The following is a 14,802-nucleotide window of genomic DNA, read 5'->3' on the forward strand; positions in this document are numbered from 1 at the left end:
CATGTTTCTTGCAAAAATCTTATAACTGTTTTATCCAATGATAAATAGATATTTTATAAAAAGAAAGAACAATAGAATGGATTTAACATTGATTTGGGATTGTTATGAGTCAATAAGAGTGAGACATGAAATCACGAAGTTTATGGTACGATATTATTTACCTATAAAAGATGTTGTTTTCAATGGAATTAGTGGTTTATTTAAGATAAGAAAACATCTTATTTCTGTATAGAATGGAAAAAGATAGAGGAATTCCATTCTCATCGTCTGTAAAGTAGATAAATAACATTTGTTTTCGATATTTTCTATAGTAGATAATAGAAAAAGGGTAGTAGAAATTTTCTACTACCCTTTTTGTTACGATAAAACAGAATTATTTCCGTTTTTTCAGTAAGGTTACAGCTGTACCAGCCAATGCAAGAACCATAATACCAGCAATTGGAGCAACGTCGCCTGTTTTGGCTGCGTTTGCTTTTGTTATGGTAGATTCTTGTCCTGTTTGTGTACCATCCGCTTTGTTCTCATCTGGTGTTTCGGTAGATGGTTTTTCTACTGCTACTAGACCTTTCATTGCTTCTTGTACACCTGTTACTGCTGCGTCTACTTCTTCCTGGGTTGCGTTTTCATTTGCCATCACTGCGTTTGCTTCTGCTACTGCTGCTTGCAGTACTGCATAGCTTTCCGCTGTATATGCGTTCGCATCTTTGCCGTTGGCTTCCGCAATTACTTTTTCCAGGATGGATTTATCTGCTTTGTATCTCAGGTTCAGCATCGCGTTCAACAGATTGCTTTCTGCTGTTTCGATTTCTGCCTGCATTGCATTGTCTTTATCCGCTAATAAATCTTGCGCTGCTTTCAATGCTTCTAAGAATTCTGCCTGACCTGCTTCTACATAGTCATTCATGTCATAGCCTTCTGCCAAGGATACCAGAGCTTCTAAGGAAGTAATATCTCCTTTGACAAAGCCTAATTTATGGATTTCTGTCATCAATGCTTTCCATGCTGCATCTACTGCATCCTGAGTTGCTGCTGGATCTGCCGCAATTTCTTTTGCTGCATCCAATGCTGCGTTGAAGGATTCCTGTACATCTGCGATGACATTGTTAAAGTCATCAGATGCTTTTTGTTCTTCTGCGTATACGATTACTTTGTTTAGGATATCTTTATTGGTTTCCACTGGTTCTACTGGTTTCTTTTCCAGTGCGTCATAAGCATTCTGCAGTGCTGTCACTGCTTCGTTAACTTGTTCCTGGGTTGCTTCTTCATTCGCAATCAGGTTTTTCGCTTTTTCCAGTTCTGCTACAAAGGTATCTTTTGCATCGCCGTCTACATACTGGCTCAGATCGGTGTCTTTTACCTGGTTGTAGAGGGTTTCTAATGCTGTTTTATCTACTTCTGGTGGTTCTGGGGTTTCAACTTCATTGTAAATGCCCATTTCAGCCAACTGTAGATAGTAAGGTTCTCCTGCTGGAGGATCTCCTACACGTGTAACATTTAAGCGTATATAACGTGCATTTTGCAGTTCATCAAATGTCAATACAGCTGGTTTTCCTTCTGGAGCAGTATAATCGTTATAGGTTCCGATTGTAGTGTATTCAGAAGCGCCATCCGCTTTTACCTGTATGGTAAAGTCTTTTGGGAAGGATGGTGTTTTTCCATCCGCTGTTTTCACATCAGTTCTTGGATAGATATGAATGCGGTTAAATTCGGTGTTAGCACCCAAATCAATTTCTACCCAGTGGTTTACATCTGGAGTAGTGGTAGAAGTTGAGGTGTATCCCATACTACCTGTGGTAGAAATTTTATTGCCATCTGTTAAATATTTGTTATTCCAATCTGTGTTATTGATAGATGGACTGGAATTAACGGTTTTATTTAATGCTAGGTCTACACGCTCAATTTCTGAGTTGGTAACTGTTACGTTTGTAGTACCTTCGATGGTAAAGGTTACTTCATTTTTATCAGATTCTACTGCACCGGAGATGCTGGAGAATTGATAGTCAACATCGTTTACAGGTGTTACTTTTAATGTGATTTCATCGCCTGCTTTTACGGGTTCAGAGATTGGTAGTTTCTGCATTTCACCACCATTGATGGACACATAGCTAGCAGCCGCTGTGTTGGAATCGGCGATGTTTAATAAGTATTCACGGGTTACTTTTGTTTGAATGGTGTAATTACCGGAACCTACTTTAAACATTGCTTTATTGTCATCCATGCCAACAAATTCTACGCCTTCGGATTCGGCAATTGCTGCACCGTTTTCTGTAATATTATCGATACCGCCATCTTCTGTTGGAACATAGATAGTAGCTGTGGAGTTTGCAGGAACCTGTACATCCATTTGTAAGGTATTGTTGTCTACATATTTCCAATTACTGATAATTGTACCATATGGAGTTTCATAAGAAGTATTCGCAAATTCTAAGTCCCCACCCTGATATGGGTTGATGGTTACGTTTTTGTAGCCAGGGTTTGTTTCGTCATACTTAATACCGCCTACGTAGTTGTAGAACCATTCACCAACAGAACCTAAAGAGTAGTGGTTGAAGGAGTTCATGCCAACATCACCGAATTGTCCGGTTTCTGAATTATAAGAGTTCCAACGTTCCCAAATAGTTGTTGCACCAGCTTTTACGCTGTACAGCCAAGATGGGTAAGTATCCTGTAATAACAGACGATAAGCAACATCGGAGTAACCCATTTCTGTCAGCATTGGGCAGAGGTAAGCAACGCCGATAAAGCCTGTGGACAGATGCCAATCTTTTGCTTTGATATCTGCTACTAAGTAGTCAGCTGCTTTTTGTCTCGCTTCTTCTGTTGGTAATAAGTCAAATTTTAAGGCAACCAGATAGCTGGTTTGTGTTTGACCTTTCACATGGCCTTCTGCATCAACGAATTCTTTATTGAATGCGTCGCGTACTTCAAGGAATAAGTTGTGATAATATGCTGCGTCTTCTGTTTCTCCAATAACTTCTGCCATTTTGGATAACAGGTTAGCACAGTATGCGAAATAACCAGTACCAATAACCTCTTTTGGTGTATCGGCGTTAATGGATAACCAGTCCCCATAAGCACTACAGCTGGAAGGTAAGATATGAGAATCTCCGCCCATAGTGTTGTAACGGTCTACCCATTTTTTCATTCCGTCATAGGATTGTCTGATAATATCTGTATTACCATAAGTGGTGTACATGGTCCATGGGATGATTACAACGGCATCGCCCCAACCGGAGTTACCAAAGGAACCACTCATGCCATCACCAGGTGTTACATAGTTTGGAGTCCAGTCAGCAACTGCACCATCTGCACGTTGGTTGGAAATAACATCTTCCATAAATTTTACAAAGAATTGGTTTACATCCATGTTCATGGAAGCGGTGCGAACAAATACCTGTCCGTCACCAGTATAGCCTAAACGTTCATCACGCTGTGGGCAATCGGTAGGAACGCTGATAAAGTTATCTCTCTGGCCCCAAGTAATATTGCTTTGTAACTGGTTTACCCATTCGTTAGAAGTAGTAAATGTACCAGTTGTTTCTTGCAAGGAGCTTAATGCAATCCCTGTAATATCTTCTGCAGTAGGAACTCCAGGATAACCGGTTACTTCAATGTAACGGAAACCATGGAAGGTAAAACGTGGTTCATAAGTTTCACCGTTTTCATCACCTTTTAAGGTGTAGTAGTCGGTGGCTTTTGCGGAACGGAGGTTGTCTGTATATAGAGTACCATCCTGGTTCAGCATTTCACCAAAACGGAGTTTTACTGTTGTTCCAGCTTCACCTTTTACATGTAAGCGGGCAAAACCAGCAATGTTTTGTCCAAGGTCAAAGATATAAGTACCTTCGGAAGGATTGGTTACTTCAATTGGTTTAAATTCTTGGATTGCTTTTACGGTTGGTCCCATTTGAGCAACAATGTCACCATTATAGCTGGATTCTTTTGCAGAATACCAGGAAGAATCCTCCGTGTATGCTGTTGTGGACCAGCCTGGGATTTCCAGATTAGCATCATAGCTTTCACCGCCCTGGAAGTCATCCTCAATAATTGGTCCATTTCCGTTGATTTTCCAAGAAGAATCAGTTGCGGCAACAATTGCCTTTTCTCCATCTGCATATTCTACTTCTACTTGGCAGAGCAGTTTGGAGCCTGTACCGTAACGGTTATTACCGCCTACAAACAATTTACCAGAATACCAACCGTGTCCAGTCATTGCACCAATGACGTTTTTGCCTTGTTGCAACAAATCTGTTACATCAAATGTTTGATACATGACATAGTTGTTGTCGTCCTGGTTCAGTTCATAGTTTGTCCAGCCTGGGTTAAAGTAATCGTCGCTTACTTTTTGGCCATTTACTTCCAATTCGTAAATACCCAAGGCGGAAGCATGAATAGTTGCTTTTTTGATTTCTTTGTTGACATCAAATTCTTTACGGTACATTGGAGCGGAGCTCATGGAATCTTTTTGTAATCCCAAAGTATTATAAACTTCTAATTCTCCATTATTTACAGTACCAAAATTGAAGCTTCTATTGCCGTTATCAAAATTTTCAGAGAACAGAACATCATCTGTATCTGTGTCCTTTACAACGATATTGTCAAAGCTTCCGTGTTCATCACAGTCACCTGCATTGGTTACTTGACGGAAACCAATTTTTCCATAAGCAGCTAAATCACTGGTGCGTTGGTCAACTTGTGTGTCATCAATCCAAGTAGTGATTTGGTTGCCTTCCACTTGAATTTTGATATGATGCTGTTTTTGTTGGTCTTCTACTGGAATAACATCATCAATAGATTTTTCATCAATACAGCTTGCTGCATTGTTAACCCATTGGTGTGGGCGGAAGCTAGTTTTTCCATTAAATTTCTTTTCAAATGTGTTTACCTGCCACATTAAGAAATTGGAAGTGTCTTTTGCCGCAAAGATAATACCAATATCATCTTTGAGGATACGGAAATCCATTTCAACAGAATAATTTGCTGGAGATGGTTGTGCTCCCTCATCTAGTTCAATCCATTTTGCAGACCAATTTGTCTCCATTAAACCAGTTTCCCAGTAAGCTTCCTCACTAGAGGTTGCGGTGTTACCTTTATTGTCTGTAACAGTTACCTGCCAGAAATAGCGGGTAGTAGGCTGTAATGCCTCACCATTATAAACAATATTAACGGATTGATCGGATTCTACTACATTGGAATCCCATACATAAGGGCCATTTTTCAGGTTTTCTTGGCTGGTTGCGACCTGAATATGATAGGATTTTTGCGTTACACCGCGCTCAGAAGAATCAATTTTCCAACTGAAATTTGGTGTAGTGTTGTCAATCCCTAATGGGTTGACGGAGGACTCTACCTCCAGATTGGTTACAGAAAGAGCTGGATCTGCCGCAAACGCAGTAATATTTAATCCAACAACCATCTGTAACATCAGGCATACTGCTAATACCGCAGCAAGTATGGACCTGATTTTGCTTTTGGTCTTCATGTTCTTTTCTCCTTTCAGATTATATAATTTTAGGCATAAAAACCTATTTACCATTATATATCAAATTCGTGCATTATTTCAAGTTTAAATCGGTAAAATATATATTATAACTAATTATTTTTATATATTATAGTGCATAATGCCTATGCTGTTTTATAAAAAAGAACCTTTGCATTATGCAAAGGTTCTTTTCATAACTATAATAGAAAATATTAGATATCCATATTAGACCGATTACCTTATTTCTCTCAGAATAGAATCTATCCCTGAACTGAAAGATAACGAAAAAGCGTAAAGAGTGTATTAACTCGATATTGCTTCATAGTAGCTCATAGAAGTTATAGTCTCATACTTCTATTTAGCGGAAAGATACACTAAAATTTTCCGATTTTTATCTGGTTACAATTTCAACAGGCACGTTGAATATTTTTGCAACTTTCAGGATTTTTTCAATATGTCTGCCAGAAGCTGCAGCAAAGTGATGTGTAGGGCCACATTCGCTCCAACGGTTAATAAATTCTCTTGCCCCACATTCAAAACGGGTTCTCATATTTGTATCACCGAAGGAGAGGATTTTTCCTTCTTCATTTATACCTTCTGCAACAATAAATTTAAAGTTGCCATTTCCATCCTGTGTGATTGCCAAATAAGTAACTGGGCCAAGATGTGGATAGAATTGTGTGAGGTATCCGCCACCTGTTTTACCATGGAATACTTTTACAATTTTCATGGTTGGTTTTTTGCTGGAGATATCCGCATCACCGGAACCACTATGGCCAATAATTACAATATCATCGTTAAAGTCAACAGAATACATTTCAGCAAGTTGTCCAGTACCTGAAATTGTTTTCAAAATGCTCATTGCCATCGCAACTTTCATATCACCTTCAACGGCACAGGCAACTCCTTGTTTGATCAGCATAGAGAAAGCTGGAATCAGCATACTATCCAGTACGCCTGCTTTTCCCTGAGCAAAACCATCATAATGGGATGCGATCAAGCCGAGTTTTTCGTCTTTTACCCATTGTTCAAACGCAACAACGTATTTTGCCATTTCCCATACTTCTTCAATACTTCCGCCACCTTCAATATCAAAGGTATCCAGAATATCTTGTGCTTTAGCGCGGATGGCATCTTCATCTGTAATATTATCCGCAATAACCCACATTTTTTCCCAGTCAAACTGTTTGGTGTATAAGTCCATTCTTCTGTACAGGTTGGATTCATCAATATAGAGGTCCATCATGCCAGGGTATGGTCTTCCGATTTGTGCGATATTTGTATCACGGAATCTTCTACGCACCTGAGCTGCTTGGCACCATTCTTCGATTTCTGATTGAACGGAAGAATCTCCACCTTCTACAACACCTGTAATTACAGCATGTCTCTTGCCAAAACGTTCCAGGTCAGCTACCATTTCACCAACAGCTCCACATGCATAACCTTCACCAAGCCATGAAGCAATATCTGTGTGGTCATAATCCAATGCTTTCAACTTTTGAACATTTACAAGAACAACAGGTACATCCAGATCTTTTACAGCAGGTAACATGTTGTAAGATGTAGCATAAGTTAAAAGCTGTAAAAATACTAAATCAACATCTGCTGCACGGAACAGGTCTCCAGCAGCCTGTGACTGTTCTTTTGTTGTCACCATTCCACCATCAATAATTTCTACTGAATCCGGAATAGTCTTTTTGAATGCATCATATTGTGCTTCAAATTCTGGTACCAGTGATGGGAATTGAGGAAGATATGCACCTAACGCAATGGAAAATACCCCAACTTTTGCTTTTGTATTAACTAACATAAAAAACCTCCCAGTGTTTGTTTTTGGACTGTAAATTCTATGGAAAATAAATCAATCCTCATTTTATTATGAATAACCTTACTACCGCATTATAGTTCTTTTGGCGATGCCAAAAATATAGATAAGAAAGTTTTACTCGCTGTTTTGTAAGATTGGCTGATTTAGATTCCTAACTATTGAAATTTATTTTACAGTACCGATAATTGTTTTAGGTACAAAAACCTATCTATCATTATATCCTAATAACCTACACTATTTCAAGATAAAAGCAGTAAAATGCATAATATAACCAATATTTTTTATGTTCTAGAGAAGATTACTTAGAATATGTATAAAAAGGAACCCTTATCATGATAAGAGTTCCTTTTTATAATAAATAGTAGGGGAAATATTATAGTTGAATAAAATAGAATCTATTATTTTTCCAGTGATGCCTCTTTTTGTTTTGCCAGTTCCGCCAAAAATTTTACGGTGCCGTCAACACCCAGCATACTGCTATCTACAGAACAGTGATAATTCTCTAGATCTCCCCATTTCCGGTCAGAGTAATAATGATAATAGGTATTACGGCGTTTGTCTGTTTTCATGATTCTCTCTTTTGCTTTGTTTGGAGTGAGATCGTAAAGGTCAGAGATACGTTTTATCCGTTCTTCCAGTGGCGCGTAAATAAATAGGCTTAATAGCTCTGGACGTTCCCGAAGGATATAATCCGCACAACGTCCTACAATAATACAGCTTCCTTCATCTGCAATGTGACGAATGATGTCGGATTGGATAAAATACAGTTTATCATTAATTGGTGCATCTGTTAATGGAGAATAGCGGCCTCCCAAAATAAAGGAACCGGTTGATAGCGAATAAAGCAAGCTGTGGGAAGCGGTTTCGTCAATATTTTTGACCACATCCTGGTGCATCCCGCTCTCCTTTGCTGCCACTTCGATCAATTCTTTATCATAAAAAGGAATCTCCAGCAAGCGGGATAATTTTTGTGCGATTTCTCGGCCACCACTTCCAAATTGTCTTCCTATTGTAATAATTGTATGTTTCATGTTGCTGCATCCTTTCTATACTTTTGGATTAAAACAGTGGACAAATACCATTGTTTTTATTATTATAACACATTTGTTTGGCAAATGATACTAATTTTTTGTAAAAATTAAAAAAATAATAGATAAAAAGTTGTATTTATAAGTAGAAAAAAGCAGTCCAATTTAATTGGACTGCTTTCATGTAATAAAACGATTCCACTATTCAGCTTGTGGAGCGCCTACTGGACATACAGATGCGCAGGAACCGCAATCGATACAAGTATCAGCATCGATGCAGTATTTGCCATCACCAGCAGAGATTGCACTTACAGGGCATTCAGCTTCGCAAGCGCCGCAGCTAATGCATTCGTCAGAAATTTTATAAGCCATGGATCGTTACCTCCTTATTGATTTTTATAACTAAAAGTTATAACACCTATATTTTATCATATTCTGCAAAAATATCAAGTTCTGAGCAAGAAAATCTACAGAAAAAATAGTGGAAATTCTGTGAATATTATCTGATAAAATCGAGAGGAAAATATCCGAAAAAATTATTTATCCTCTAATTGTTTTAACTCTTCAATTTCCTGTTTATTGACACGGATTTGATTATCTTTAATAATAACAAGGTCTTTTTTCGAATAAGTGCGTGGGGCAGCGTCCGGGTTATCTTTCAATCGGACAGTATAACTATCTGTCAGCAGGTTTAAGTCGATTACATGACCAGTGCCGTCCGGTGTTTTTACAAAAGCACCCATTTTAGGGGAATTTTTTAAGAGCTGTTCATATACATTTTGTTCGTATTTTAAACAGCACATTAATCGGCCACAGGTACCTGAAATTTTGGTTGGATTTAAAGAGAGTCCTTGTTCCTTTGCCATTTTGATGGAAACAGGTTGGAAATCCCCTAAAAAGGAAGAACAGCAAAATGGTCTACCACAAATGCCTAATCCACCCAATAGTTTGGATTCATCCCGTACACCAATCTGCCTTAATTCAATTCTGGTGCGGAAAACAGAGGCCAGGTCTTTTACCAGCTCACGGAAATCCACTCTCCCATCGGCCGTAAAATAGAACAGGATTTTATTGTTATCAAAGGTATATTCCACATCTACCAGTTTCATTTCCAGTTGATGTTTCGCAATTTTTTCTTCACAGATTTGGAATGCTTCTTTTTCCTTTTTGCGGTTTTGCGCAACAATTGCCAAATCCTCTTGGGTAGCTGTTCGTATAATAGGCTTTAATGGGGAAACTAGTTCAGAGTCATCTACTTCCCGATTAGAAAGGGCTACTTCACCGCACTCAACTCCTCGGGCGGTTTCTACAATTACTTTTTCCCCTGTTTTCAATTCAAGCCCGTTTGGGTCAAAATAATATACTTTTCCTACCGTTTTAAAACGTACACCGATAATTTCAGCCATGGATACCTCCTTATATGGATGATTAGATAGAATAAGGTAAATTTGCTGACAGCCATGTTACACACAATTTTAGATTGGCGTTTTGTTCTAACATACCAATACAAGTTTCTACTGTGTCAGCCATTTTTAAAATGGATTGGATAGATTGTTTTTGGATAAAATCATCCAATCCCCAAATTGATATTTTCTTAATTTTTGCCTGTAATGCCAAACGCAATAAGTTACTTAAAAAAAGTAATACTTTTTTAGTGAACGGGCGGCTGTTTTCCAAAGGGGAAAGGGCTACTACAACAGCGAGTTCATTGCCTTTGGAAAGACTTTCTAAAATCTGAAAAGCGGTTTGAGATGCTTTGATTTCCTCTGGATCGGATAGCAGTTCTAGCCCTTTTCCAATAATGCCGTCACAAAGCTGAGAAGCCCTTGTGATTTCCTCCAATGTTGTGTCTGGTGAAAGTTCCTGTAAAGCCTGGATACATTCCGGTTGTGTAACAGGAAAAATTTCAATTGGAACACAGCGGGAAACTAAAGTAGGGAGGACAGCGGAACGGGAAGGGCAAGTTAAAAGAAAAACCACGTTGTCCGGAGGTTCTTCTAGTACTTTTAACAAACTGTTTGCTGCCTCTTTGGACATATTATCCACACCATTTAATAAATACACCTTTGCTTCGCCGTCATTTGGCCGGATGTAAGCATCTGAACGGATTGCCCGAACCTCTTTAACATGAAAACTGTTTTTGGTATTTTGTCCACCCAGTTCCTGAAAATCTGGATGGATATTTTTGAGCATTTTTTGGCAGGGAATACAATGACCACAAGGAATATTTTCTCCCTGGCAAAAGATCGCTTGGGCAAATTGCTTGGCCAATGTTTGTTTTCCAACTCCAGCAGGGCCATAAAAAAGATAGGCGTGGGATAAATGCCCTGTTTGAATAGACTGTTGTAACACCTGCAATGCTTTTGTATTTCCGTAAAAATGAAAACTCATAGGCTATGCTTTTTCAAAATGTTCAATATTGGTAACAAAGATGGTAGCGCCGCCTATTGTTACTTCTACAGGGAATGGCGCATACATACCAGCTCCATAAGCAGCGGAAGATGGAACCATCTGTTTTCTTTTTTTACTGTGTTTTTTGATAATGTCGATTGCTTCCTGCACCTTTTCGTCCTCTGTAGCACAGATAAAAGTGGTGTTGCCAGACATTAAAAAACCGCCCGTAGAAGCTAATTTTGTAGAAAAGAACCCTGCTTTTGATAGGGCAGAAGATACAATTGAGCTATCATCACTGCTGATAATCGCATAAATCAGTTTCATAATAGATTCACTCCTTCGTCAAGCCTTGCTTATCAGTCAAGGGATCATTTTTATTTTACCACGTTTATCGTGAGAATGCCACTATTTTTTAAAAGATCGCAATGCTGGTAGGTTAGCTGTTCTCCAGCAGTAATAATCGGGATTCCAGGAGGGCAGGTAATTTTATTTTCGGCACAAACCTTTCCTATTGCATCAAAAATAGAAAGGGATTCTGTTGCGGAAAAGACCGCTTCCCGTGGGGTGAGTAACTGTATGGATTCTGGAAAAGAAAAAGTAGCATGTTGTAATGGTGTTTTTTTTGTTACACTATTTATCGCAGCGTCCAACCTTGCAAAATCTGTGGAAGAATTGAAAGGGGATACCATGAATACTGTGTGGTCATAGTTGGTATATTCTGGCTCTATTTTGTATTCTCTAAAATGTTCTGTCAACTGTCCACCAGTTTGTCCCACAGTAAAACCGTCCACGGTCCATTTTGTAGGATCTTGTCCCAACAATTTCAGATTGTTTTGTTGACAAATTGACACGATATATTCTCGTTCTTCCTCTAATTGTTGAAAATCTTCTTTTGCCTGTTGTTCCAAATAATCCGCACAATAATCTAAAGATTGTAAGATGAGATAGGAAGGGCTAGTAGAACCAAATAAAGCCATTTTGCTTTTAAGTTCTGTAGAAGAATATCCTTTTGCGTGTAATAATGCTCCTCCTGTCAGGACGGGTAATGTCTTGTGAGCACTGCAACAACAAAGGTCAGCCCCTAATGTAATGGGATGTAAATCCTCCGAAGTAAATTTTAAATGGGCACCGTGAGCGGAATCCACAATTAGTTTGGCTTGGTGCTGATGGCAAACCTTTGATATAGCTGAAATATCTGCCATCAACCCCATATAATCTGGGGAAGTAATATAAACAGTATGTACCTGTGGATTTTGCTGTAAGGCCAGTTCAATCTGGTTTGCGGTTGGCTGTTGTAGTAGCCCTGTGGATGAATCGTAATCTGGTGTAATCCAAATTGGCTTTAAATCTAATAAGGCGCAAGTATTGATGAATGCCACATGGGAATTCCGTGCCGCTAAAATGGAATCTCCCTGATGTTTTGCCAAAGCCAGCATAGCTTGGATGCAGAGAGTAGAACCTCCCGCGGATAATACAGTAGTGGATTGGTATAAATCAGAATAACGGTCTTCCAATCTCGCTAAAACACTATCCGCATAAAATAATACATCAGCGTCTTTGATTTCTGTAATATCATAAGGTGCCCCCAGCTTTTTCAATATAGGGGCATTTCCTTTATGTCCAGGCATATGAAAACGAGTTATTTTATTCTTGCAATAAGTTTCAATTAGTTTTGTTAGTTCACCCATACAGTCCTCCTATGAATAAGTCTGTTTTGATTATATAATAGAATTATGAAAAAAGAAAGAAAAAATCAGGATTATTCTGTGTTTATATCAAGATATTGATTTTATTATTTCAATCAAGTTGATTAACGGAAGGGGATGATATAAAATGGTGTAAAAAATGATACAAACTATTTTTTAAGAAATCTTTTTAGTTAAATAAGCTAGAAAAGTTATATGGATCGTTTCAAAAGGGTAGGGTCCAACTATGAGTAAGGAATAGGATGATATCACCAATAGGAAGGCTCTGGCTTATCATATCATAATTCAATATAGTATGACCAACCACAGAAGGAAATCATACTAGCTCGCCTCTTAAAAGATACTAAAAAATACACTACAACTGTGCTAAGCGGAAGGTGAAAGCTTTTATTTTTACCTCTATTTTTGCTTCCGCTGCAATAAAAAAACCGTGGTAAAAAGTTACCACGGTTTTTATCAGCAAAACTGAAATTATTTAACTTCAACTTTAGCGCCAGCGTCGCCCAGTTTAGCAGCGATTTCGTCAGCTTCCGCTTTTGCAATACCTTCTTTGATTGCTTTTGGAGCATTGTCAACGATTTCTTTTGCTTCTTTCAGGCCTAAACCAGTAATTTCTTTTACTGCTTTGATAACGCCCATTTTGGAAGAACCAGCGTCAACCAGAACAACGTCAAATTCAGTTTTTTCAGCAGCAGCTTCGCCACCAGCAGCAGCGCCAGCCATCATTACTGGAGCAGCAGCAGAAACACCAAATTCTTCTTCAATTGCTTTTACTAATTCATTCAGCTCAAGAACAGACAGAGCTTTAATATCTTCAATAAATTTTGCGATATCAGCCATGATATAAATCCTCCTAAGATTTTATTTTTCCCGTAATGGGAATGAATTTTTTAAAATGATTCCTGCTTAGATTATGCAGGTTCTTTTTCAGCGATTGCGTTAAGCGCAACAGCCAAACCACGTACAGGTGCAACCAGAACGGACAGTAACTGACCAACCAGTTGTTCTTTTGTTGGCAGGTTGCCCAACTCTTTTACAGTAGCAGCATCAATAACATTACCTTCCATGAAGCCGCCTTTTACAGCAAAATCAGTTGTGTCACCTAATTCTTTCACGTATTTAGAAATTACTTTTGCAGGTGCAACAACATCTTCTGTGCTAATTGCAATCGCAGTAGTACCTTCTAAGTGTTCGTCTAAAGCTTCGTAGCCACAAGCATTGATAGCAAAACGTAACATTGTATTTTTTACAACGAAATATTCAACGCCAGCCTCTCTCAGCTCTTTTCTCATTTTAGTATCCTGTTCTACATTGATACCTTTGTAGTCCACGATAACACCAGCAACTGCGCCTTTGATTTTTTCAGTTAATTCAGCAACCAGTTGTTGTTTTGTTTGAAGAATCTTTTCGCTTGGCAAGTGATTCACCTCCCAGATTTCACATCTTTGCATTTTGTAAACAAAAAGCCCTTTCTACGCACTACCGCGAAGAAAGGGCATAATACACAAGTATTAATAAGCACTTCTCCTCGGCAGGCAAGGGAACTCCCTTTTACACTTGCGTACCTGCTGTCTTAAGAAAAACAGCTAAAGTTATTGGATTTCAACAACTATTTTATTATATCTTATTTTGGGTCAAAAGTCAAGCTAAAACTTAGCCACCGAATCTACCAATGTTGATTCTTACACCAGGGCCCATTGTAGAAGAAACTACGCAGGATTTGATGTACTGACCTTTTAATGCAGATGGTCTTGCTTTTACAATAGCATCCATTAAAGTTTCAAAGTTTTCGCTGAGTTTATCAGCACCAAAAGAAACTTTACCAATAGGGCAGTGGATGATATTAGTTTTATCCAATCTGTACTCAATTTTACCAGCTTTTGCTTCGGTAACAGCTTTTGCAACATCAGGAGTAACTGTACCAGCTTTTGGGTTTGGCATTAAACCACGAGGCCCCAGGATTTTACCAAGACGACCAACAACACCCATCATATCTGGGGAAGCGATTACTACATCAAAATCCATGAAGTTTTCTTTTGTGATTTTCGCTACCATTTCTTCGTCACCGATGTATTCCGCACCAGCATCCAAAGCAGCCTGTACTTTATCGCCTTTTGTAAATACCAATACACGAACGCTTCTACCGGTTCCGTTTGGTAAAACAACAGCGCCACGAACCTGTTGATCAGCGTGACGGGAGTCAACGCCCAATCTTACATGCAGTTCAACTGTTTCATCAAATTTTGCTTTTGCATTTTTTGCAACCAGCTCAAGAGCTTCTTTTCCGTCATAGTTTACATTGCGGTCAAAAGCTTTTAAGCTATCTACATACTTTTTACCATGTTTCATTACTTATTATCCTCC

Annotated in this window: 11 protein-coding genes and 1 other annotated feature; all 11 genes read right to left on the minus strand. The window is 38.6% G+C overall.

Annotated features, from left to right (window positions below):
• Positions 1-373: 373 nt before the first annotated feature.
• The 11 genes from H8Z77_RS00095 to rplA all read right to left on the minus strand — a co-directional run bounded on the left by H8Z77_RS00095 (position 374) and on the right by rplA (position 14,787).
• Positions 374-5,482, minus strand: a complete 5,109-nt coding sequence (locus H8Z77_RS00095; protein WP_186995784.1) for a family 78 glycoside hydrolase catalytic domain — start codon at positions 5,480-5,482, stop codon at positions 374-376.
• Positions 5,483-5,873: 391 nt separating this feature from the next.
• Entirely contained in the window at positions 5,874-7,292 is a 1,419-nt protein-coding gene (locus tag H8Z77_RS00100; protein WP_069988066.1) for an arabinose isomerase, read from the minus strand.
• Positions 7,293-7,708: 416 nt separating this feature from the next.
• Entirely contained in the window at positions 7,709-8,341 is a 633-nt protein-coding gene (locus tag H8Z77_RS00105) for a cytidylate kinase-like family protein (protein ID WP_069988067.1), read from the minus strand.
• Positions 8,342-8,539: 198 nt separating this feature from the next.
• Complete coding sequence (fdxA, locus tag H8Z77_RS00110; protein ID WP_069988068.1) at positions 8,540-8,710, minus strand: 4Fe-4S ferredoxin; 171 nt, start codon at positions 8,708-8,710, stop codon at positions 8,540-8,542.
• Between the two features lie 164 nt (positions 8,711-8,874).
• Positions 8,875-9,744: a PSP1 domain-containing protein gene (locus tag H8Z77_RS00115; protein ID WP_069988069.1), complete on the minus strand. Its 870-nt coding sequence runs from the start codon at positions 9,742-9,744 to the stop codon at positions 8,875-8,877.
• 22 nt (positions 9,745-9,766) lie between these two features.
• Complete coding sequence (locus H8Z77_RS00120; protein ID WP_186995785.1) at positions 9,767-10,729, minus strand: DNA polymerase III subunit; 963 nt, start codon at positions 10,727-10,729, stop codon at positions 9,767-9,769.
• A 3-nt stretch (positions 10,730-10,732) separates the two neighbouring features.
• Entirely contained in the window at positions 10,733-11,056 is a 324-nt protein-coding gene (locus tag H8Z77_RS00125; RefSeq protein ID WP_069988071.1) for a cyclic-di-AMP receptor, read from the minus strand.
• Between the two features lie 50 nt (positions 11,057-11,106).
• Positions 11,107-12,420, minus strand: a complete 1,314-nt coding sequence (locus H8Z77_RS00130) for an aminotransferase class I/II-fold pyridoxal phosphate-dependent enzyme (protein WP_186995786.1) — start codon at positions 12,418-12,420, stop codon at positions 11,107-11,109.
• A 489-nt stretch (positions 12,421-12,909) separates the two neighbouring features.
• A complete protein-coding gene (gene rplL / locus H8Z77_RS00135) occupies positions 12,910-13,278 on the minus strand; it encodes a 50S ribosomal protein L7/L12 (protein ID WP_069988073.1) in 369 nt (122 codons plus the stop codon).
• Between the two features lie 71 nt (positions 13,279-13,349).
• A complete protein-coding gene (gene rplJ / locus H8Z77_RS00140; RefSeq protein ID WP_333724067.1) occupies positions 13,350-13,865 on the minus strand; it encodes a 50S ribosomal protein L10 in 516 nt (171 codons plus the stop codon).
• A gap of 23 nt (positions 13,866-13,888) precedes the next feature.
• Positions 13,889-14,034 (minus strand) — a sequence feature (ribosomal protein L10 leader region).
• Positions 14,035-14,091: 57 nt separating this feature from the next.
• On the minus strand, positions 14,092-14,787 hold the full coding sequence (gene rplA / locus H8Z77_RS00145; protein WP_069988075.1) for a 50S ribosomal protein L1: 696 nt from the start codon (positions 14,785-14,787) through the stop codon (positions 14,092-14,094).
• Positions 14,788-14,802 lie beyond the last annotated feature (15 nt).

This window comes from Clostridium facile (assembly GCF_014297275.1).
Taxonomy (GTDB): Bacteria; Bacillota; Clostridia; order Oscillospirales; family Ruminococcaceae; genus Massilioclostridium; species Massilioclostridium facile.